The organism is Arthrobacter sp. Hb9-2 (assembly GCF_059091165.1).
The window spans coordinates 45,398-65,144 of sequence record NZ_JBNHGJ010000021.1 but is presented as its reverse complement, the minus strand read 5'-3'; the positions used below and the strand labels follow the sequence as shown (position 1 = coordinate 65,144).

General features: G+C 65.1%; 18 protein-coding genes, 1 pseudogene and 2 riboswitches. Of the genes and pseudogenes, 11 read left to right on the top strand and 8 right to left on the bottom strand.

The features are described 5' to 3' along the window. Positions 1–26: 26 nt before the first annotated feature. Positions 27–1,631, bottom strand: a complete 1,605-nt coding sequence (locus tag AC5RV1_RS13050; protein WP_493994848.1) for a flavin monoamine oxidase family protein — start codon at positions 1,629–1,631, stop codon at positions 27–29. A 143-nt stretch (positions 1,632–1,774) separates the two neighbouring features. Beyond that, a complete protein-coding gene (gene opgC / locus AC5RV1_RS13045; protein WP_493994847.1) occupies positions 1,775–4,153 on the bottom strand; it encodes an OpgC domain-containing protein in 2,379 nt (792 codons plus the stop codon). 330 nt (positions 4,154–4,483) lie between these two features. Then, positions 4,484–4,598, top strand: a riboswitch (SAM riboswitch). Positions 4,599–4,611: 13 nt separating this feature from the next. Between opgC and AC5RV1_RS13040 the strand changes: the two genes are divergently transcribed. From AC5RV1_RS13040 to AC5RV1_RS13030, 3 genes are read left to right on the top strand one after another with little or no spacing between them, the layout of a single operon-like run. Further along, positions 4,612–4,890 carry a DUF1737 domain-containing protein gene (locus AC5RV1_RS13040; RefSeq protein WP_493948060.1) on the top strand — a complete coding sequence of 93 codons (279 nt, stop codon included), beginning with the start codon at positions 4,612–4,614 and terminating at the stop codon, positions 4,888–4,890. Continuing rightward, complete coding sequence (locus tag AC5RV1_RS13035) at positions 4,887–5,297, top strand: rhodanese-like domain-containing protein (RefSeq protein WP_493948061.1); 411 nt, start codon at positions 4,887–4,889, stop codon at positions 5,295–5,297. Before AC5RV1_RS13040 ends, AC5RV1_RS13035 begins: the two co-directional genes overlap by 4 nt. Then, positions 5,298–6,506, top strand: a complete 1,209-nt coding sequence (locus AC5RV1_RS13030) for an O-succinylhomoserine sulfhydrylase (protein WP_493948062.1) — start codon at positions 5,298–5,300, stop codon at positions 6,504–6,506. Positions 6,507–6,564: 58 nt separating this feature from the next. On the opposite strand, the gene AC5RV1_RS13025 is transcribed toward AC5RV1_RS13030, so the two are convergent. Then, positions 6,565–6,867 carry a DUF1905 domain-containing protein gene (locus AC5RV1_RS13025; RefSeq protein WP_493994846.1) on the bottom strand — a complete coding sequence of 101 codons (303 nt, stop codon included), beginning with the start codon at positions 6,865–6,867 and terminating at the stop codon, positions 6,565–6,567. Positions 6,868–7,069: 202 nt separating this feature from the next. On the opposite strand from AC5RV1_RS13025, the pseudogene AC5RV1_RS13020 reads away from it, so the two are divergent. Next, positions 7,070–8,750, top strand: a pseudogene (locus AC5RV1_RS13020) (HNH endonuclease signature motif containing protein). On the opposite strand, the gene AC5RV1_RS13015 reads toward AC5RV1_RS13020, so the two are convergent. Together AC5RV1_RS13015 and AC5RV1_RS13010 are read right to left on the bottom strand one after the other, a co-directional pair. After that, positions 8,695–9,924, bottom strand: a complete 1,230-nt coding sequence (locus AC5RV1_RS13015; RefSeq protein ID WP_493994845.1) for a glutamate--cysteine ligase 2 — start codon at positions 9,922–9,924, stop codon at positions 8,695–8,697. The pseudogene AC5RV1_RS13020 and the gene AC5RV1_RS13015 sit on opposite strands and share 56 nt — an antisense overlap. Before the next feature lie 67 nt (positions 9,925–9,991). Further along, complete coding sequence (locus tag AC5RV1_RS13010) at positions 9,992–11,515, bottom strand: UDP-N-acetylglucosamine 1-carboxyvinyltransferase (RefSeq protein WP_493994844.1); 1,524 nt, start codon at positions 11,513–11,515, stop codon at positions 9,992–9,994. Positions 11,516–11,706: 191 nt separating this feature from the next. On the opposite strand from AC5RV1_RS13010, the gene AC5RV1_RS13005 reads away from it, so the two are divergent. Then, the gene (locus AC5RV1_RS13005; RefSeq protein ID WP_493994860.1) at positions 11,707–12,534 is read left to right on the top strand and encodes a glycoside hydrolase family 25 domain-containing protein; all 828 of its coding nucleotides are present in this window, start codon (positions 11,707–11,709) and stop codon (positions 12,532–12,534) included. A 20-nt stretch (positions 12,535–12,554) separates the two neighbouring features. Here AC5RV1_RS13005 and AC5RV1_RS13000 read toward each other — a convergent pair whose 3' ends face one another. From AC5RV1_RS13000 to AC5RV1_RS12990, 3 genes are read right to left on the bottom strand one after another with little or no spacing between them, the layout of a single operon-like run. Further along, positions 12,555–13,355: an energy-coupling factor transporter transmembrane component T family protein gene (locus AC5RV1_RS13000; RefSeq protein WP_493994843.1), complete on the bottom strand. Its 801-nt coding sequence runs from the start codon at positions 13,353–13,355 to the stop codon at positions 12,555–12,557. Beyond that, positions 13,352–14,908 carry an ABC transporter ATP-binding protein gene (locus tag AC5RV1_RS12995; protein WP_493994842.1) on the bottom strand — a complete coding sequence of 519 codons (1,557 nt, stop codon included), beginning with the start codon at positions 14,906–14,908 and terminating at the stop codon, positions 13,352–13,354. Before AC5RV1_RS12995 ends, AC5RV1_RS13000 begins: the two co-directional genes overlap by 4 nt. Continuing rightward, positions 14,908–15,531: an ECF transporter S component gene (locus AC5RV1_RS12990; RefSeq protein ID WP_493948069.1), complete on the bottom strand. Its 624-nt coding sequence runs from the start codon at positions 15,529–15,531 to the stop codon at positions 14,908–14,910. The genes AC5RV1_RS12995 and AC5RV1_RS12990 overlap by 1 nt, the downstream gene beginning before the upstream one ends. A 65-nt stretch (positions 15,532–15,596) precedes the next feature. Then, positions 15,597–15,737: riboswitch (TPP riboswitch) on the bottom strand. A 72-nt stretch (positions 15,738–15,809) separates the two neighbouring features. On the opposite strand from AC5RV1_RS12990, the gene AC5RV1_RS12985 reads away from it, so the two are divergent. The 6 genes from AC5RV1_RS12985 (at position 15,810) to AC5RV1_RS12960 (ending at position 19,667) form a co-directional block, all read left to right on the top strand. Further along, positions 15,810–16,352: a heme-degrading domain-containing protein gene (locus AC5RV1_RS12985; protein WP_493994841.1), complete on the top strand. Its 543-nt coding sequence runs from the start codon at positions 15,810–15,812 to the stop codon at positions 16,350–16,352. 106 nt (positions 16,353–16,458) lie between these two features. After that, positions 16,459–16,668, top strand: a complete 210-nt coding sequence (locus tag AC5RV1_RS12980; protein WP_493994840.1) for a hypothetical protein — start codon at positions 16,459–16,461, stop codon at positions 16,666–16,668. A gap of 121 nt (positions 16,669–16,789) precedes the next feature. Continuing rightward, complete coding sequence (locus AC5RV1_RS12975; protein ID WP_493948072.1) at positions 16,790–17,248, top strand: DUF4383 domain-containing protein; 459 nt, start codon at positions 16,790–16,792, stop codon at positions 17,246–17,248. A gap of 84 nt (positions 17,249–17,332) precedes the next feature. Continuing rightward, positions 17,333–18,394 carry an iron-containing redox enzyme family protein gene (locus AC5RV1_RS12970; RefSeq protein ID WP_493994839.1) on the top strand — a complete coding sequence of 354 codons (1,062 nt, stop codon included), beginning with the start codon at positions 17,333–17,335 and terminating at the stop codon, positions 18,392–18,394. Next, on the top strand, positions 18,391–19,455 hold the full coding sequence (locus AC5RV1_RS12965) for a glycosyltransferase family 2 protein (protein WP_493994838.1): 1,065 nt from the start codon (positions 18,391–18,393) through the stop codon (positions 19,453–19,455). The genes AC5RV1_RS12970 and AC5RV1_RS12965 overlap by 4 nt, the downstream gene beginning before the upstream one ends. After that, a complete protein-coding gene (locus tag AC5RV1_RS12960; RefSeq protein WP_493994837.1) occupies positions 19,452–19,667 on the top strand; it encodes a CDGSH iron-sulfur domain-containing protein in 216 nt (71 codons plus the stop codon). Before AC5RV1_RS12965 ends, AC5RV1_RS12960 begins: the two co-directional genes overlap by 4 nt. Positions 19,668–19,747: the final 80 nt, after the last annotated feature.

The window sequence follows — 19,747 nt, the reverse complement described above, 5'->3', positions numbered from 1 at the left end:
AGTTATGGCGGGAGCAGGGAGGGGCTTCATCCGGCCACCATTGCTGCCGCCCGGGTGTGCAGGGCGGTGACGGCGGCCCTGGCGGAGGTGATGGCGCCGTGCTGCCAGGCGATGGCATGGCTCAGGTGGTCGCCGGCGAAGTAGATGTTGCCGGACGGTTCCAGCAGCTTGGCGTATTTGGCGTCCGTCTGCGACGCCCAGCCCACCCAGGCGCCTTCGGAAAAGGCCGTGTTCCCCCAGTCAACGGAGAACGACGCCGCGACATCCTTGCGGTAAACGTCGCCGTGGATCCTGGCACCCTGGTCCAGGGCGCGGCTCAGGCGCTTCTCCGGGCTGAGTTCCTTGTACACGCGGGCGCTGGCGCCGGTGTTGTAGTACCCCACCATGGTGCCGCGCTGCCCGTGGAAGCCGGTGGACGGGTACCACATGTTGCCGAGATCGATATTGGTATTGGTGATGCCGCCGTAAATGCGGTGGTCTTCCTCCCACCAGCGGCGCGAGTATTCGATGCCGATCTTGCCGGCGTCGGTGGGGCTTGCGAATTTCAGGGCATCGAGCACGTCTGTGGGGAGGTTGCCCGGAACCTTGGCGGCGATGTGCGGCGGCAGGGTGCAGACGGCAAAGTCCGCTTCGATCTTCTTGGCCTGGCCGCCCGGGTTGGTGTACTCCACCGCTACCCCGGCGGCGGTGTTGTTCATGGACAGGACCTGGGCCCCGTAAATGAACTTGTCCTTGCCAATGGCGGCTTCGAACGCGTACGGGATGCGGTCCATGCCGCCCACGGGCTGGAACATCATCATGGCCTGGTCCCAGCCGAATTCGAAGGAGAAATAGTTGCCGACGCCGCTGGCAAAAACATCCGAAAGGGCATCCGGCGCCAGGGGTGTTCCCGCTTCCAGCCCGGCGCCCGGGGCCACGGAGTAGCCCTTGCGGCCCGTGCCGGTGTACTTGAAGCTTGCCGCCGCATTGCCGGGAACCTTGCCGCCGATGGCGCCGAAATTCCGCAGGAAGGAGATCAGGTTCTCCTTATCCGCTGCGCTCATGTAGCTGTCCAGGGCACCCTGGTCTGTGGCTTTGGCGAGGAGTTCGGAGACGTAACCGTAGACATCGGCTTTGGCTGCGCGGTGGCGGACAGGGGTGTTGGAGAGCTTGGTGTTGCCCTCCCGGAACAGATATCCGTCAGCATTCTGGTTGGTGAACGGCTCGATCGCCACCCCCAGTTCCTTGCAGTAGTCCAGGGTGATGTGGTGCTGGGGAATGCGGCCGGGGCCGGCATTCATGTACTGGTCCTTGGAGAACGTCGCCCGCTGGGTAACTCCGAGGAGGTCCGTTTCCTCGGTTCCCCCACGCACCGTCCAATTGCGTCCGCCCGGCCGCATCCGGGCCTCAAGGATGGTGACTTTGTAGCCCGCCTTGCCCAACTCATAAGCGGTCGTCAGGCCGGCGATGCCGCCGCCCAGGATGACGACACTCTTCCCCTTGCCCTGCAGGTCATTGGCCCGGGGCGCAGCATAGGCAGGAGCGGCCGTATCGGGAGCCAGGCCCATCGCGGCCATGGTCTCGTACATCACCCCGGCTCCTCCCACCATGCCCACGTAGCGGAGGAAGTTCCTGCGAGTCGCATCTGTCATTTTTTCCCTTTCACCGGACTGTTACGCGGTGATCGTATGGGGGAAATGTTTCGTCAAATGCTGTGACAATGTCAGTGTTGTAGCGTTCACATTTCCGCGAAGTAAACGCTTCCCGGATGGTACAGGCAGCTCCTGCGAATGCGCTATGTGGGAATAATCCGGAAGAGGAACCTGGTCCGGACCATGACCCACAGGAGCCCCAGCACTACGGCATATGCGGCGGTATTGAGCAGCACGTTCTCCTGCTGCAGTGCTGGAATATTGGCCACCACGGCAATCAGCACCACGTGCATGATGAACACATAGAGGGTGGCGCGGCCCAGCGGAATCAGGAACCAGCCGAGTGCGCGCTGCACGGGTTGCCAGTATGCGGTGAGGAAGGCGTAGGCCGCCACCACCAGGACCAGGACGTTAAGAAGCCGGCCCGGCGCCAGATACGTGCGGCCAAAGAATAAGTCGTACATGCTCCGGTACACGGCGTCCGGGATGATGGCGAGGCGGACATCGAAGCCGTTCGCCAGGTAGGGGTTGCCCCACGAGAGAAACGCGAACAGGAGTGCGACGGCGGTGCACGCGGCCACCAGCCAGGTCTGTCCCGCCAACCAGGCGACGATGCTGCGCCGATGGTAGCCGGCGACGAGTCCGATCACGAACAGCACCTGCCACACGAGCAGCGGGAACGAGTCCTCGAACTGGGAGGGCAGGAGCCGGATCCTCGTGGCAGCTCCCACGGCGTAGACCGCAAGGGTTCCGGCCAGCACCCAGATTGCCTTGCCGCGGTTGAGCGCAGCCAGGATCAGCGGGCTGGCAAGGAGCAGCACCACGTAAAGGCCCATCACGTTGAACTGCCAGGGTCCGAACTGCAGCAGCAGGATGGCAGGGAGCACCTGCGGCGGCACCGGGAACTGGAACAGGGATTCCATGCCGGCATAAAGGTCATAGGTACGGCCGGCGCCGTCGTGCCCTGCCCCGCCCGTTCCCTGGTCCACAAAGGTGGTGAGGGGGTCAGTCCGGAAGATCGGCAGCAATGAGACCAGGAAGACGCCAATGAGGACTATCAGTGCCGTCAGGTAAAGCTTGCCGGCCCGCCGGGAGGTTAGTTCAACCACCGTTCCGAAGTCATCCTTGGCCCTGGGCCCGTACACCATGCCGACCACCAGTCCGGAGAAGAGGACGAACAGCTCGGCACCCGAAACAAAGCCCACCGCCTCCTGGGTGAGCAGCTGGAACAGCGAGGTCAGGCCCAAGTGGTTGACCACAACAAAGACAATGGCCAGGCCGCGCAGCATATCCACGCGCGCATCCCTGCTGGACGGGTCTGAATATCCCCACGCCGTAGCGGCATTGACCCGGCGGGGAATCTGCCACAGGGCAACCAGGAGGATGAGGAGCGCCGCGCCCACGGTCCAGGCAGCGGCCCCCGTAAGGGTGTTTGCCCGGACGTACGTGCTGCCGGAGCTGACCTCGGTGACCGGGCCTGCGACGATGGGGGACGCTTCCAATGTGCCCAGGGCGGCGTTGGCGATGCCCGGGTTTCCGGTGAGCCGCCAGTCGATGCTTGCCACTCCGGTGTCCCGCGTACTGGTCCGCTCGTCCCACACCACCGCGCCTGTCATGCGGAACCCGGCAGCGGTGGCCGTCCCCACCACCTGGTCCCACCAAGCGGCCTTGATGGCCGCTTCGGATGCGCCGCCGGAGGCCGGGCTGTAGAACGCGGAGGTGTGCAGGAGGAACGGCTTGTCCCTTCCCTCTGCATAGCTGGCGTAGAAGTTTTCACCGCCGGAGGCCGTGAGCATTTCCCGCAGTTGGCCGGCGCGGGGAACTGTGTTGACGGCAGCACCACCGGCGGTGTCGTCGTGGAAGGCGGTCAGGCCAACCCAATCCACCGCATCGTCCCCGGGATAGTAGGGTTCGTAAGCTGCGTCCGAGCCGTTCCAGGCGCCGTCGCCGTTGGTATCAAGCAGCGCGAACCCATCACTTCCCTGTGCGGGCGCGTTCCGGTTCCGGTCGAACGGATAATCCGTGCCCAGGTACGGTTCCCAGACCATCACAACGCCCCCACCGCCGTCGACCTCCCGGAACGCCGCTGTCACAGCCTTGAATGCCCCCCGGTAGGCAGCCGGCTGCTGGCCCCACTCAACCCAGCTTGCGTTCATGTCCGGGGCGAACCGGACAAGCAGCTGTCCTTTGAAACTGGACGCAAGCTCCAGCACCCTTTCGGCGAAGGGCCTCGCAGCCGCGGCGTCGATCTGGTCCAGCGGCATCGTGGGCTTCACTGTGAGCATCGCGTGGGCACCCTGCAGGGAGGACTGTTCCAGGAATCCCTCGATGTCGTTTTGCTCTGATGAGCGGTAGGGAAACGCTATGTCGTGGCCAAAAATAGCCGGCGAAGCACCCAGCCGGTCGGCGAAACCGGCGGCGGAGTCCTCACCCCATTCAAGGACGGCGCCCAGCAGCGGCTTTCCCTCTTCAGGAAAACTCCGCGCGGCCTGGGCTGACCCTGCGGGCAACACCACTGCCACGAGGGCAATCAGCAGTGTGGCAAGGAGCGCCCCAACTACGCGCAGCCGGCGTACCCGGTAAGGGCCGGCAGGGTGCTGTGGCGCGGCAGTTAGCGTGCTGATGTGGACCCCCGGTGCTGGTTCTGATGATGGGGACTGCCCCGTATGAAACTTTATCTGGCGGGGCGTCCGCAAAAGGCCGGAAAAGGGCGCCCACCTGCGGTGATGCCGCCGCCGTCGGTTCCTCCGGTGTCGCGGAAATCGCCGCCTGCTGCACCGCGCCCCGTTCAGTTACGGAACATGACGACGGCGGCGGTGCGCCCCTGCGCGCCAAGTGTTACGTTTCTGGGGAGTAATGAGTACCGGCGCCAAGCCCTGACTGGCCGGTCGGCAACCCTCCTTTCGCGGCGGGGTGCCTCAGGTGAATACTCGGCATATCGACCGATTCGAGTTGCAAGCGTGAGAGAAGGAGATCCGTCGTGTCCGACGCACCTGCCCCTGAAGAGAGACTGTCGTACCGGCTTGTCACCGGCCCGGATGACAGGTCTTTCTGTGAACGGATTTCCACCGCCTTGGCCGAGGGCTACGTGCTGCACGGCAGCCCGGCGGCAACGTTCAACGGCAGCAGCGTCATCGTTGCCCAGGCCCTGGTCCTGCCGGCGGCCATCGCTTCGGCTGATGCCGCCGTCGCCACCGCAGTGGATAACCTCGAATCCGCAGGCGAAGACCTCGAGTTCGACGGTGAGGGCCACGCATGAGCTACGCCGGAGACTTGACGCCCCAGGAGGCGTGGGAAAAGCTGGAGCAGGGAGCCATCCTGGTGGATGTCCGCACTGAGGGCGAATGGGCCCACATCGGCATCCCTGACACCAAGGCCACCGACAACGATCCGCTGTTCATCCAGTGGACGTTCCCGGGCGGCATTCCCAACCCTGATTTCATTAGCTCCCTGGCCCAGCAGGCGCCCGAGGATCCGTCTACCGAACTGGTATTCCTGTGCCGCTCCGGGCAGCGTTCCATCGCGGCCGCCATTGCCGCCACCCAGGCCGGTTTCACCTCCTACAACGTGCTGGAGGGCTTTGAAGGCGAGCCGGACCGTTACGGCGAACGCACTGTCAACGGATGGAAGAACCGGGGACTGCCCACCAACCTTGGAAAGAACTAAGTGACCTTCAACGAAGACGCTGCCGGCTGGAGCCCCGACACCCAGGCCGTGCGCGGCGGACTGGACCGCACCAACTTCCAGGAAACCAGCGAGGCTGTATTCCTGAACTCCGGGTTCGTGTACGAATCCGCCGCCGCTGCCGAGCGCGCCTTCACGGGCGAGGATGAGCGCTTTGTGTACTCCCGCTACGGCAACCCCTCGGTGGCCACGTTCCAGGAACGCCTCCGCCTCCTTGAGGGAACCGAGGCGTGCTTTGCGACGGCGTCCGGCATGTCTGCCGTGTTTACCGCCCTGGGTGCGCTGCTGGCTGCCGGCGACCGCGTTGTGGCCGCCCGCTCGCTGTTTGGCTCCTGCTTTGTGATCCTGAACGAGATCCTGCCGCGGTGGGGTGTGGAGACGGTGTTCGTGGACGGTCCTGACCTGGAACAGTGGCGCGACGCCCTGTCCCAGCCCACCACTGCCGTCTTCTTTGAGTCGCCTTCCAACCCGATGCAGGAAATCGTCGACATCGCCGCGGTCAGCGACCTCGCGCACGCGGCAGGCGCCACCGTCGTCGTCGACAATGTCTTTGCGACTCCCCTGCTGCAGCGCTGCGGGCAGCTAGGTGCCGACGTCATCGTCTACTCCGGCACGAAGCACATCGATGGCCAGGGACGAGTCCTGGGTGGCGCCGTCCTGGGCACCAAGGAATTTATCGAGGGGCCGGTCAAGCAGCTGATGCGCCACACGGGCCCGTCGTTGTCCGCCTTCAACGCCTGGGTGCTCACCAAGGGCCTTGAGACCATGGCCCTGCGCGTCAACCATTCATCCGCGTCCGCCCTGCGGCTGGCCGAGTGGCTGGAGCAGCAGCCCGCGGTGAGCTGGGTGAAGTACCCGCTCCTGAAGTCGCACCCGCAGTACGAACTGGCGGCAAAGCAGATGAGCGCCGGCGGCACGGTTCTCACCCTGGAGCTTGCGACGACGGGTGGCCGCTCGGGCAAGGAGGCCGCCTTTGCGCTGCTGGATGGTTTGCGCATCATCGACATCTCCAACAACCTCGGGGATGCAAAGTCCCTCATCACGCACCCGGCCACTACTACCCACCGTGCGATGGGTCCGGAGGGGCGGGCAGCCATTGGCTTGAGCGACGGCGTGGTGCGGCTTTCGGTGGGCCTGGAGGACGTGGACGATCTGATTGGCGACCTGGAACAGGCGCTCAAGCAGATCTAGAGGTGCCTGACGGTGGGGCGCGCTCCGGCACCCTCGCGGTTATGTGGGCGGGGCTCTATCAGACCTCTTCGAAGGAGAGCTGGACGGCCACTTCGTCTCCTTCCCTAATCCGGGCTTTGTCCCTGATGGCCTTCTTCACGGGCAAGAGGTAGGAACCGGCTTTCTGGTCCGCAAACAGCGAGGTCTGCCAGGAGTGCCCGGCAATCTCCGCGGTCACCCTGACGGATCCGAATGCCTTGCTGGAGCCGGCGCTTTGTTCGTGGATGTCATCCGCGACGTTTGTTGGGAGCGTCAAAAAATGCCAGCCCGCCTCACCGGGGTAGAGCCACAGCTCAGCTTTGAAGGAGTACAACGCCGTCACGCGCCGAGTATGGCATGCCCCCTTGCCGGGGCACCACCGTTGCTGATTTTTCCTGTCTTGTTGCCCTGCTGTTCGCACCGCTGAAGCGAGCATCAGGCGTGCCGGGGGGACGGAACTGCAGGCTGAGAAGTTTTTTAGTTTCTTTTCCAGCAGGAGGACTTTTAGGCCCTGTTTTGTCAGACCCTCGCAAGAGGATGGGGGCATGGAAACGAACGCGGCAGTGGTGCAGGCGGAGGCGGCCGTTGTGGCTGCAGTCGCTGCGCTTGCTGCGGCGCTGGCTCACAGTGATGTCGCTGCTTCCGGTGGCGCTGGTGAACTTGACGCCGCGGTTGGCCCGTACGCTGCGGCGGGTTTTGATGATGATCCGTTGCAGCGGGTTGTTGATGGGGCTTTGGATGTTCTTGCCGCGGTTGCACGGTCAGAGGCGAAGCTGGCGGCCCTGAAGGCGCAGGCGGTGGCGGTGTTCGCTGTGGCCACGAAAGCGTTGAATGCTCCGGTTTCGTCGCCGTATGAGGTGACGGCGCAGGAGCGGAGTTTGGTGGCTGAGGTGGGGTGTGTGCTGGCAATCGGTGACCGGGCCGCCGGTGCCCTGATCGCCGACTCCCATGCCCTCACCACTTCCCTGCCCCGGACACTGGCCGCTTTGCAGGCCGGGACGATTTCCTGGGCGCATGCCCGGACCATGGTGGACCAGGCCGCAAGCCTTGACCGTAACGGGGCGGCGGCGTTGGAGGCGCACTTCTTGGACCCGGACACGACGAGACCGGCGGCAGCCGCCTCGGTCGGGGAGATGCCGGCGTACCGGTTCAAAGCCAAGGCCCGGGCCTGGCGGGAACGCCATCACCCGGAGAGCCTGGAGAAGCGGCACGCCAAGAGTGTGGCGGACCGGCGGGTCGAGTACTGGCTTGATGGTGACGGGATGGGTTGGGTCGCTGCCTGCCTGCCCGCGGACCAGGCGTCCGCCATCTGGGACCGTCTCACCACCATCTCCCGGGAAATGCAGGGACCGGACGAAACCCGCACCCTCACCCAGCTCCGGGCGGATGTCGCTGCGGGCTGGCTTCTGGGCGGCACCACCACCGAGATCCCCGCACCCCGGGCACAGATCCTGGTCACCGTGCCCGTGTTCTCGCTGCTGGGCCTGACCGATGAGCCGGCGATGCTGGACGGGCACGGCCCAATCCCCGCCTCGATGGCACGAAACCTCGTCGCCAATGGGGCCGGCTCGTTCTACCGGGTACTGGTGGATCCGCGGGACGGGGCACCGTTGGAGATCGGCCGGACCAGCTACCGGCTGACCAAGGCGATGCCGGAACTGGCTGCGGCTGCGGGACGGCAAATGCCCGTTCCCCGGCTGCAGCAACAACTCCCTGGACAACGAAGCCGACCACATCCTCGCCTGGCACCAAGGCGGCACCACCGGAATATCGAACCTCGGCCAACCCTGCCCCAAACACCACAAACTCCGCCACACCAGCGGCTGGAAACCAACACCAGCCACCACAACCGAACCACCGGGCTGGACCTCACCCACCGGCAGGCACTACAAAAGCGAACACCAGGACTGGGAACCACCCCACTGGCCGAAATGGATTGAGGAACTTTGGGATGCCTCCGTCCAGGCCGACTCGGAGCCCTCGGACCTGTACGTGCCTGGGTACTTTGCCCTGCCGGAAAACCTGGACCGCCAGGAAGACCCGGACCCGCCGGAAGATCCTGATCTGCCAGATTTGATGTGCCGGAGGACCCAGGCCCTTCTGAAGACGAACTGCCCAAGGACCCGTTTCCGGACTGGCACCTCTGGTTGGATACGGCTACCTCTGCCCGCTAAGACTGGCGGACGCGCAGCAGCTCCGGGGACGGGTCCCCAGCAGAAGGATTGACGGAGCCGCGCATCGTTACATCCACCGCATGCTTGACCACTGCACCAAAGCCCAGGTCCTCCGGGGCTGACGCGGCCAAAGCCCTGTCGCGGATGCAGCGCTGTTCAGCTGCCCCCGTCCCGCGAGCAATGATGTCCTCCACGCCTTGACGGGCCAGGGCGAGTTCACCCTGCTCCTGCAATACCGGTGCAAGGTAGTCCACCAGGGAACGCACCACATCGGCAGCCTGCGCGGGCCGGAAAGTACCGAAATCCAGGAGTTCCCCGCTGAGTCCGCCGCTGCTGGCCTGCCAGGAAGCCATCCGCAAAAGTACGGTGGGTACCGGGGCGGGCTCAACCCCCTCGTGCCACTCACGGCTCGCAGTCTCCACCAGAGCCCTGACAAGAACGGCAAGAAGTGCAGCATCCTCGGCCCGGAGGCAGACATCTGCAACGCGGACCTCGACAGTGGGGTGGTTCCGGGACAGGCGGGCGTCGAAGTAGAGCATTCCTTCGTCCAGCATCACTCCGCTGTCAAGAAGGCGGGTGACCACCCTCCGGTACGCGGAATACGTCCCATAAATACCAGCGGGTCCCGCTGTGGGCCAGCGGTTCCACGCTTGGGTGCGGTAGCTTTCAAACCCCGTTTGAAGCCCGTTCCAGAACGGTGAGTTCGCGCTCATTGCCGTGAGGACGGCAAGCTTGTCACGAATCCGATCCAGCACAGCCACACCCTCGTCGGGTGACTCAATAAAGGTATGGACGTGGAAGCCGCAGGTCAGCTGCTCCTGGGCCGTCAGGCCAAAGCGCTCCAGCATCCGGGCATAGCGTGGATCAGGGGTGGTGTGGCTCGCCAGCCCAAGGGGCGACGTGGCCAGCGCCGCCACCCGCGCATTATGCTTCCTGGCAGCCGTGTCAGCGAGTGCCCGCCCCGCTCGGATCTGGTCAAGCAGCACACCGTACTCCAGGCACGGGCGCGTCTGGGTCTCGATCTGCTCCAGCTTGAGTTCGGCACTCAGGCCCATCTCGTCGTCGTCGTAAACGGTCTTGTCTTCCGTTACGAGATCCCGGGGCTCGTCAGGAGCGTCGTCTGCCGCCAACCGGCGGAGGGACAGCAGGGCGTCAGCGAGGGCAAGCGGCTCCCCGCTGTCTGGATCAACGATCAGGAGCTCTTCCTCAACGCCGAATGTTCGCATACTCACATTCTGCGGCAGCTGAGGGACTTTTGAAGGTCCTCAGGACTTCATGACGAAGCGTGAATGCTCAGTCCTGGAAGTACTCCACCTTGGCCCCGATAGTGTTCAGCCGCTCCGCCAGGTCCTCATACCCGCGCTCGATAACGTAGATGTTCCGCAGCTCGGAGACTCCCCGGGCTGCCAGCATGGCCAGCAGCAGGCAGGCTGCGGGACGCAAAGCAGGTGGACAGCCGACCTCTGCAGCGCGCCACTTGGTGGGCCCATTGACGTAGATCCGGTGGGGATCCAGCAACTGAACCTGTGCACCGAGCCGGTTCAGCTCCGTGAGGTATATGGCCCGGTTTTCGTAAACCCAGTCATGGATCATGGTCTGTCCGCTGGCATTCGCGGCAATGACTGCGAAGAAGGGCAGGTTGTCAATATTTAGGCCGGGGAACGGCATGGGGTGGATCTTGTCCTCCGGCGCGTGCAGTTCCGAAGGTTTGGTGGTGACGTCCACCAGTCGGGTCCGGCCGTTGCGTGCCATGTACTCGCCGGAGATCTCCAGCTGCTGGCCCATCTGCCCCAGCGTGGCCAGCTCGATCTCCATGAACTCGATGGGGACCCGGCGGATGGTCACCTCGGAGTTGGTGACGATACCGGCGGTGATGAGGCTCATTGCCTCGATGGGGTCCTCGGAGGGGAAGTATTCGATCTCGGCATCGATCATGGGACGCCCGGTGATCTTCAAGGTGGTGGTGCCCACGCCGTCGATGGCCACCCCCAGCATCTGCAGGTAGAAGCAGAGGTCCTGCACCATATAGTTCGGGCTGGCGTTGCGGATCACCGTTATCCCCTCACGGTGAGCGGCAGCCATAATGGCGTTCTCGGTGACAGTATCGCCGCGCTCGGTCAGGACAAAGGAACGGTCGCCGGTATCGGCCGAAGGAGCCTGAACGCTGTAGAAGCCTGCCGTCGCCTCCACTGCCAGCCCGAACTGGCGCAGCGCCTGCATATGTGGCTCTACAGTGCGCGTGCCCAAGTCGCAGCCACCCGCGTACGGAAGGCGGTACTCCGAGGTTTCGTCCAGCAGCGGCCCCAGCAGCATGATGACGCTGCGCGTGCGGCGGGCAGCTTCCACGTCCATCGCCGCCAGGTCAAGGACGGCCGGCCTGCGGAGCTGGAGATCGGTATCATTGAGCCAGGTGCACTCGACCCCGATGCTGCTGAGCACCTCGACGATGCGATTAACTTCTTCAATCCGCGCGAGCCGGCGAAGAATAGTTGTACCGCGGTTAATGAGGCTCGCACATAGCAGTGCGACGCCGGCGTTCTTGCTGCTGTTGACGTCCACGGCTCCTGACAGCGTGTGCCCGCCCTCCACGCGAAGGTGTGTCATCTGCGGTTTGCCCACATTAACGATGCTCCGGCCAAAGATGGTCTCGAGCCGCTGGATCATTTTCAGGCTCAAATTCTGTTTGCCCTGCTCCATCCGGGCAATGGCGCTCTGGCTGGTTCCGAGTTCTGCGGCCAGCTGGCCCTGGGTCCAGCCTTTCTCGCCCCGGGCATCCCGGAGCATGGCGGCAACGTGTTCCGTAGTTTCCTGCGTCATGCCGAAAATATATCATAGATGAGTTAGTTTTGAGCCGATTCGCGGGGATGCAACCTAAGCTGGCCAGCATTTACCCACTACATGCGATAGAAATCGTGACCTCTCCTCCGGCCCACCCGGTTGTTGACCCTACCGGCCGGGCCGGAGGAGACTGGATGGAACCTCTTCCTTCGACGACGACGGAGGTGCTGATGCGCCGGAAACGAGGCCCCGCAGCGGCAGCCACGCTGGCGGGCCTGATCTTCGCCATCGTGCTCCTGGTCCCCGGTTGGCCGGCCTCCGCAGCGCCGTCGCCAGGGGAAGGCAGACAGTCAACACTGGGCAACGACGTCTCATGGCCCCAATGCCGCAAGGACCTTCCCACGGGCCAGGCTTTTGCCATCGTCGGCGTCAACAACGGGTTGGCCAATAACACCAACCCTTGCCTGCGGGAACAGCTCGAGTGGGCTGCGGGTTCATCCGGCAATTCGACCCAGCCTGAGGTGTCCCTTTACGTGAACACCGCCAACCCGGGAAGCAGCGGCTCATGGTGGCCCTCCAGCAACGAGTACCCGATAGGATCGGCCGTCCATAACCCCTATGGCTCCTGCAAGGAAAAGGACTACGGCACGGCGTGCGCCTACATGTACGGCTACGCCAAGGCCTGGGACGATGCCTACATCCGCGGAATCAGCAACCCCTCCCACTACGTCTGGTGGCTGGATGTGGAAAGCGAAAATTCCTGGTCCACCACTGACAAGGATGCCAACCGCGCAGTCTTGGAGGGCATGACGGACTTCTTCCACAGCATCGACGTCAAGGGTGTTGGGATCTACTCAACCGGCCTTCAATGGAGCCGGATTGTGGGAACCGTCAGCAGCTCAAGCAACCTGCACTCCCTGCCGAGCTGGCTGGCGGGGGCGCGCGACGTAGCCGGAGCCAAAGCCAGTTGCGCAGGCCCGCCGCTGACCGCAGGCGGCGAAGTCACGCTCACCCAGTTCGTGGCGGGAAGCTTCGACTACAACCACTCCTGCGGCTGACGCAGCAGACGTGTGAGAAATCAGCTCCCCAGCCACACCATATTCCAGGTGCCCGCCCACATCGCAGCAGCAAACGCTGCAGCTGCCATCACCACCCCGGCAGCCAGAACCCAAAGGTCGAGGGCGCTGTACGTGGATTCCCGCGCCCAGGTCCGCCTTCCGCCGCCGAAGCCGCGTGCCTCCATGGTGACGGCAAGCCGGGAAGCACGCCGGATAGCCTGAACCAGCAGCCCGAAGCTCTGCCCCAGCGTCGCCTTCAGCCGCTGGAGGGCACTGCCGCGGGAGCCGACGCCGCGGGCACGGCGGGCCATGCCAATGGTCTGCCATTCCTCCGCCATCAGCCCCACAAGCCGCATGGCGGCCAAGGTCCCCAGCACGAACCGGTGCGGAAGGCGTGCCTTCTGCGCCAGCGCATCGGCCAGGTCGGTGGGATCGGTGCAGCTCATCAACAGGACCGCCGGCAGCGCAATCGCCAGCCCCCGCAGCATGAACCCGGCCCCCAGCTCCAGGGACCCTTCGCTCATGGTCCAGATGCCGACGTCGATAAGCGTCACTCCGCTGTCCGGCGCCAGGATGGAAGTGCTCCAGCCACCCACGGCTGCGGCAAGGATGAGCGGCCAGCCCCGCTGCCACAGCAAAGTCAGGGTGAGGCCCGCCAAGGGGAACAGCAGGAACTCAAAGACCAGCGCCACCGACGCGGACACCCAGTCAATGGACAGCGCCAACACTGCGGTGATCAGGAAGACGGCGGCGAACTTGCTCAGCGGATTGGCGCGGGTCAGCAGGGCGTGGTTGCCGCGCAGGTTCAGCTCCTGCCTCATGGCGCCACCGCCGCCGCAGCAGCCAACCGCAGTTCCATTCCGCCCAGCGCTGCCGTGAACTCGGCATCATGGGTCACGGACACTACGGCCGTGCCCGCGTCCAGGAGCTCGGACAGGAAGGATGCCAGCTCAGCCCAAGTATTGGCGTCCTGCCCGAAGGTTGGTTCGTCCAGGACCAGGACCTGGGGATGCGCTGCCAGGACCGTGGCTACGGAAAGGCGCCGTTTCTCACCGCCCGAAAGGGTATACGGGTTGGCGTCAACGAGTCCCGTGAGCCGGAGCCGCTCCAGCAGTTCATCCACGCGCTCCTCCCCGTGGCCCAGGTGCCGCGGGCCGAACAGCAGCTCGTCCAGTACTTTCCCTGTGACGAACTGGTGCTCAGGCTCCTGGAACACCGTACCCACGCGCTCGATCAGCTGCTCGGCCTTCCACTGGTAAGGGTCAATCCCAGCTCCCCGGCTGAGCGCCAGCGTGGCGGAAACCTTGCCGTCTACGGGCTCCAGCAGCCCGGCGAGGGTCAGCGCGAATGTCGATTTTCCCGCGCCGTTGGGCCCGGTGATGGCCAGCGCCTGCCCGGCCCGGACCTGCGCGGAAATGCCCTGCTGCACCGGCACCGGCGGCACCTTCCGGAAGCCCTTGCGGCGCGGACGTTCACGCGACACCGCCAGCTCCTCGGCGGCAAGCAGCAGGTCGCCAGCCCCGGGAGCCGAACCGGCAGCACGCAGACGCGTCGGCGGGACGTAGCCGGGCACCCAGACTCCGGCCGCGATCAGCATGCTCCGGGCTTCGTTGAGGACCTGATCCGGCGGCCCGTCCAACAGCACGGCGGAATCGGTCGACGAGCCGGGCTGCAGCACCACAATCCGGTCAACCAGGTCCTTCCACACGGCCACGCGGTGCTCCACCACCACCAACGTTGCCCCGGTTTTGTCGAGGCAGCGGCCCACGGCGTCGCGCACCTCCACCACGCCGGCAGGGTCCAGGTTGGCGGTTGGCTCATCGAGGAGGATCAGCCCCGGCCGCATGGCAAGGATGCCCGCCAACGCAAGGCGCTGCTTCTGCCCGCCGGACAGTGCCGGCGTCGGATGGTCCAACGGCAGGTGGGAAAGCCCGACGTCGTCCAGCGCCTCATGCACGCGCGCCCAGATGTCACCGCGGGGCACGGCAAGGTTCTCGGCGCCGAAGGCGACGTCGTCACCTACGCGCGAGAGGACCACCTGGGTCTCCGGGTCCTGCTGCATCAGCCCGGCCCGGCCGCGCTGCTCCCGGGGGGAAGCGCCGTCGATCAGCAGCGACCCGGACTCATCGGAATCGCCGGCGTCAGCGTCGTCGGCATGTGCGTCCCCCAGCACCCCAGCCAGCGCGTGGAGGAGCGTGGACTTGCCTGCGCCGGACGGGCCCACCAGCAGGACGCGTTCACCCGGTTGGATGTCCAGGTCGAGGGCACGGACAGCGGGTTTGGAGCGGCCCGCATGCCGCCAGCCCCAGCCTCTGGCCGTGACTGCAGCCGGCCGCGCCGCCACCGCAGAGCTGTGGAGGGAAGGAGCAGTCATCAGGAGAAGACGGGCTCCGATGCTGCCTTGCGTGACGCAAAGGAGCTCAGGACGCCGGTCCTCGCCAGGCCGCGGGTGGCGATCCAGGACAGGGCTCCTGCGATCACGGCGCCGGAAATCGCTGTGAAGATGATGTATGCCAGCTTGTCCCCGCCGGAGTAGGCGATGTTCCAGCCCCAGGGCGCGAACGAATCGTTCAGGCCGCAGAAAAGTCCGGCAGCGGCGCCGGCGAGCAGGGCTACCGGCAGGTTGAACTTCCGGTACACGAAGATCGCGAAGACGATCTCGGCGCCCAGGCCCTGGACAAACCCGGAGAACAGCACCGAGGCGCCGTACTGCGAGCCCATAAGCAGTTCGCCGGTGGCGGCCACGGTCTCGCAGAACAGTGCGGCGCCCGGCTTGCGGATGATGAGCATGCCCAGCACCGCGGGGATCATCCAGCCGCCGGCCAACAAGCCGGTAAGCGGTGGATAGACGGCGTTCATGGGTGCCGAGACTGCGGCTGCGCCCTGGGACCAGGCCCAGAAAATGACGCCGCCGGCGATGGCGATGAGGGCTGCCACCACGATGTCCACAACGCGCCAGGACTTGCTGGTGGTCTTCTTGATTGCTGTCGTTGCCATGCGATCCTCCTGAGGAACAGGAGGGGAAAGTGGATACAGCAACCGGCGCTGCCGCCGTTGCCGCACACTTCGAGAACTCGACTCCCTTGCGCCGGTACTAACCGGATCAGGTTCGAGGGTCTGCGGCTGTCCGCACTCTCAGCGCCCACCTGCGGTCCCTGGCATGGCCAGTGATGCCCGACGGCGGCGCTCCCCTGTCGTTGAATGATTCTGTCGGTAAATAATCGCCCTTGTGGGCGGGGTCCAGTTTACACCGGAGGAGGGGTAGATTGTGGGCCATGACTGCCAATTCCCCGCATGTGACCGAGTTCGATCCGGATTCCGATGCCATCCAGCAGGAAGGATCCCTGCAAGCGCTCATCGCCCGGATCGAAGGCGAAATCCACGAGCTCCAGTTTCCCGGCTTCTCCCTGGACGATGCACTCAACCTCGGGCTGCTGCTGGTGGAGCTGGGCAAGGAGGGCCAGTTTCCCATCGCGATAGACATCACCAAGGGTGAGCAGGTCCTGTTTCATGTGGCGCTGCCCGGCGCCACCCCGGACAACGAGCACTGGATCCGTGCGAAGCAGCGCACGGCCGCCCGGCATGAGGTGCCTTCCCTGCTGGTGGGGCTGCGCGCCCGGCTCAAGGGCGGACGGATCGAGGACAACGCCTGGTTCGATCAAAGCCTGTATGCGGCCCACGGCGGCTCCTTCCCGGTGTACGTCACAGGGGTGGGCGCAGTCGCAACCGTGACCGTCTCAGGGCTTCCCCAGGTGCAGGACCATGACCTGGTGGTACAGGCCCTGCGCGAGATCCTCGGTTCCATGCGGGCGGACTGACTTCCAGTGGGCGGACCGACTGCAGCATCAACGCGGACTATGGACGCCGCGAAATGCTGGGAGTACATTCGAGGCCAGCGGCCGGAGTTCCAAACAGGAGGACGCCATGATCGGTCCTGCAGCCGAAAACCAAGTGCGTGCGGCGGTGGACAAGGCAGCCGAGGAAATGATCTATATCGGCCCGGACCACCCTTACTATCCACTGCTGGCGGAACTTGTGTCCGCCGTCGGGAAGGCCTGGCAGCAAGGGTACGAGCACGGCCGCCGGGGCGGGCACCAGGCCAACCCCTACGTGTGGAGTACCTCGGAGGGGTGAGTACCACCACCGGCGGCCGGGTCCGCCGCGTGCTGGCTGTCCGCCAGATGGAAAGCGTACTTAGCTTTTATTAGTAATCATGCTTACTATGTTGTCTCCCGGCTTTTGAGGAGACAGGACAATGACAGTCAGCACCCGGGCCACCGGAGCAAGGACCGGCCTGCAGAAGGCAGCGCTTGCAACGGGCGCCCTCTTCCTCCTGGTGGGTGTCCTGGGATTCATCCCCGGGATCACCAGCAATTATGAAGCCCTGGGCTTGGCCGGGCACGGCTCCGGGGCCTTGCTGTTGGGAGTTTTCCAGGTGTCCATCCTGCACAATATCGTGCACGCGGCCTTCGGGGCGGCGGGACTGTTGCTGGCCCGGACCCACCAGCAGGCAAGGAGCTTCCTCATCTACGGGGGCGTTGTCTACCTGGTCCTTTGGCTGTACGGACTCCTGGTGGGTGATCAAACCCCCGCCAACTTTGTCCCCCTCAACGGCGCCGACAATTGGCTGCACTTGGCCCTAGGCTTGGGCATGATCATCCTGGCCATCCTGCTGTCACCGCGGACCACCCCAAAAACGCCGCCCCGGACCTGACCCGCCGGCCAAACCGAAACCGTCACCGTCGACGCCGCAGCACAGGCAGCACCGGCAGTACCACTGCCACCCATAAGGAGCATCATGAAAATCCCCGAAGCCCGAGGCCCCCTTAGCAGCGCCCTTTTTACTTCCCTGGCCGTTGGCGCCGGCACCGACGACGCCACGACGCGCGTCGAAGAACTGCGCCCGCTGGTCACGGCAGGGCTGGCTGCAGCCACAGACATCATCGGGGACGACGACGTCCAGCTGGCACTTTTCTGCCTTTATGAGCTCCACTACTCCGGCCTTGAAGGCGTCAGCGACGACTGGGAGTGGGAGCCGGGCCTTATCCAGGTTCGCCGCCTGCTCGAAAGGCCGTTCGAGGAAGCGCTACGGGCCGCTGCCCAGGCGGCAGCCGGGGAGCTGGACCTACCGCCGGCAGCAGAGATGACCAGTGACGCAGTGGCCGACGTCCTGTTTGGACTGGCCGGAACCGACACCGGGCCCAGCGTGTCCCGCTACGTGGCGAAAAAGGCGAGCCTGGACCAGCTCAAGGAGTTCCTCATCCACAAGTCCGTCTACCAGCTGAAGGAAGCGGACCCGCACACCTGGGCCATCCCCAGGCTTACAGGTCGGCCGAAGGCGGCGCTGGTGGAAATTCAGGCCGACGAGTACGGCGGAGGACGCCCGGAACGGATGCACAGCGCGCTCTTCGCCCGCACCATGCGGGGACTGGGAATGGACGACCAATACGGCGCCTATGTCAACGCGGTACCCGCCATCTCCCTCGCGGCGGTGAACATGATGTCCCTCTTCGGGCTCAACCGCCGGCTTCGCGGGGCCATCACGGGACACCTGGCACTTTACGAAATGACCTCGTCCCGGCCCAACCGCTTGTACGGCAACGGCTTCCGGCGGCACGGCTTCGATACCGAGGTGACCCACTATTTCGACGAGCACGTTGAAGCCGACGCCGTCCACGAGCAGATAGCGGGCCGCGACCTTGCGGGTGGGCTGGTGGAAGCTGAGCCCGGGTTACTCGGGGATGTCCTGTTGGGTGCAACGGCGGCAATGGCGATCGACGGCAGGATTTCCACGCACCTTTTGGCCTGCTGGGAAAACGGCGAGACCTCGCTGAGGGCGGCAGTGCCGGCGGCGGCATGAACGCTAAGGGCATCGTGTCCGCAGAGTACATCCTGCCGCTGCGTTGGACTGAGGATTCGCAACTGCCGGACCTGGCCGCGTACCTTGGGCGCCTGGTGAAGTGGATACCCGTCACCGTGGTGGACGGCTCCGACCCGGAACTGTTCGAGCGGCATGCGGCAGCCTTCCCGGCTGGCGTTCGCCATCTCCGTCCGGTGCAGGGCGGCGGGGACAGCCACAGCAGGGGCGAAGGCAACGGCAAGGTAGCCGGCGTCATGACGGGCGTCCGTGCCGCGAGGGCTGCGCTGCTGGTGATAGCCGACGACGACGTGCGCTACACGCGCGAATCGCTCACCGCCGTCGTCAATCACCTTGCCTCAGCGGACGTAGTGCGGCCGCAAAACTACTTCGAGCCCCTGCCGTGGCATGCGTGGTGGGACACGGCCAGGACACTGATCAACCGGGCCTGGTCCGCAGATTACCCGGGAACCCTGGCCGTGCGGAGGAGTGCACTGCTCGCCACCGGCGGTTACGATCCGGTGCTCTTCGAGAACCTCGAGCTCATCAGGACCGTGAAGGCAGCTGGCGGCCAGGAAAAGATCCTGCCGGACCTGTTTGTTGCCCGCCGGCCGCCCGGGCCGCGGCACTTCCTCAAGCAGCGCACCCGCCAGGCCTACGATGACTTCGCCCAGCCCCGCCGCCTCGCCGCGGAGTTATCCCTGCTTCCGGCGATAGCCGCAGCAGCCTGCCTCCCCCGGGGGTTCCGCGGGCGGGCCTTGCTCGGACTGGCGGCCGCGCCGGTTATCTTCGCCGGCATTGGGCGGCAACGGAACAACGGCGCAGCCGTCTTCCCCCTCCGGGCGGTGTGGTGCGCCCCGCTGTGGGCCCTGGAACGGGCTGTTTGTATCTGGATCGCGCTGGCATTCCGCATCGCCGGCGGCGTTCCCTACGCCGGGACACGGCTAGGGACCGCTGCCCACTCGGAGGCTGAACTGCAGCGCAGGCATTCCGGAAAACTGGCCACTTTGCGCCAACAAGACATCAAGCCGTCCGCCAGCAACCGAGACCAGGAGCAGCCATGAACCAGGAACCCGCCGAAAGCTCGATCGTGGTGTGCCCGGATGGGCCCCTGATTGTCCGGGGCGACTTCGAAATCGTGACGCCCTCCGGCGACCCCGTCCAGCGCGAGCGCAAGACTGTAGCACTGTGCCGCTGCGGCGCCTCGGCCATCAAGCCCTACTGCGATGGCACCCACAAGATGATCAAGTTTCGGACGGAACCGCCCGTTGCTTGAACAGCACTCCTCGACTGAGTGCGCAACGCCAGCAGCGAACCGGCGCCTTGCCGCACCGGGCGCCGCCATGATGCCGCTAG

Excerpts from the sequence above, each read along its gene's own strand:
- AC5RV1_RS13050 (WP_493994848.1), bottom strand. The coding sequence starts at position 1,631 with ATGACAGATGCGACTCGCAGGAACTTCCTCCGCTACGTGGGCATGGTG.
- AC5RV1_RS13035 (WP_493948061.1), top strand. The coding sequence starts at position 4,887 with ATGAGCTACGCCGGAGACTTGACGCCCCAGGAGGCGTGGGAAAAGCTG.
- AC5RV1_RS13015 (WP_493994845.1), bottom strand. The coding sequence starts at position 9,924 with ATGCGAACATTCGGCGTTGAGGAAGAGCTCCTGATCGTTGATCCAGAC.
- AC5RV1_RS13010 (WP_493994844.1), bottom strand. The coding sequence starts at position 11,515 with ATGACGCAGGAAACTACGGAACACGTTGCCGCCATGCTCCGGGATGCC.
- AC5RV1_RS13005 (WP_493994860.1), top strand. The coding sequence starts at position 11,707 with ATGCGCCGGAAACGAGGCCCCGCAGCGGCAGCCACGCTGGCGGGCCTG.
- AC5RV1_RS13000 (WP_493994843.1), bottom strand. The coding sequence starts at position 13,355 with ATGAGGCAGGAGCTGAACCTGCGCGGCAACCACGCCCTGCTGACCCGC.
- AC5RV1_RS12995 (WP_493994842.1), bottom strand. The coding sequence starts at position 14,908 with ATGACTGCTCCTTCCCTCCACAGCTCTGCGGTGGCGGCGCGGCCGGCT.
- AC5RV1_RS12990 (WP_493948069.1), bottom strand. The coding sequence starts at position 15,531 with ATGGCAACGACAGCAATCAAGAAGACCACCAGCAAGTCCTGGCGCGTT.
- AC5RV1_RS12985 (WP_493994841.1), top strand. The coding sequence starts at position 15,810 with ATGACTGCCAATTCCCCGCATGTGACCGAGTTCGATCCGGATTCCGAT.
- AC5RV1_RS12980 (WP_493994840.1), top strand. The coding sequence starts at position 16,459 with ATGATCGGTCCTGCAGCCGAAAACCAAGTGCGTGCGGCGGTGGACAAG.
- AC5RV1_RS12975 (WP_493948072.1), top strand. The coding sequence starts at position 16,790 with ATGACAGTCAGCACCCGGGCCACCGGAGCAAGGACCGGCCTGCAGAAG.
- AC5RV1_RS12970 (WP_493994839.1), top strand. The coding sequence starts at position 17,333 with ATGAAAATCCCCGAAGCCCGAGGCCCCCTTAGCAGCGCCCTTTTTACT.
- AC5RV1_RS12965 (WP_493994838.1), top strand. The coding sequence starts at position 18,391 with ATGAACGCTAAGGGCATCGTGTCCGCAGAGTACATCCTGCCGCTGCGT.
- AC5RV1_RS12960 (WP_493994837.1), top strand. The coding sequence starts at position 19,452 with ATGAACCAGGAACCCGCCGAAAGCTCGATCGTGGTGTGCCCGGATGGG.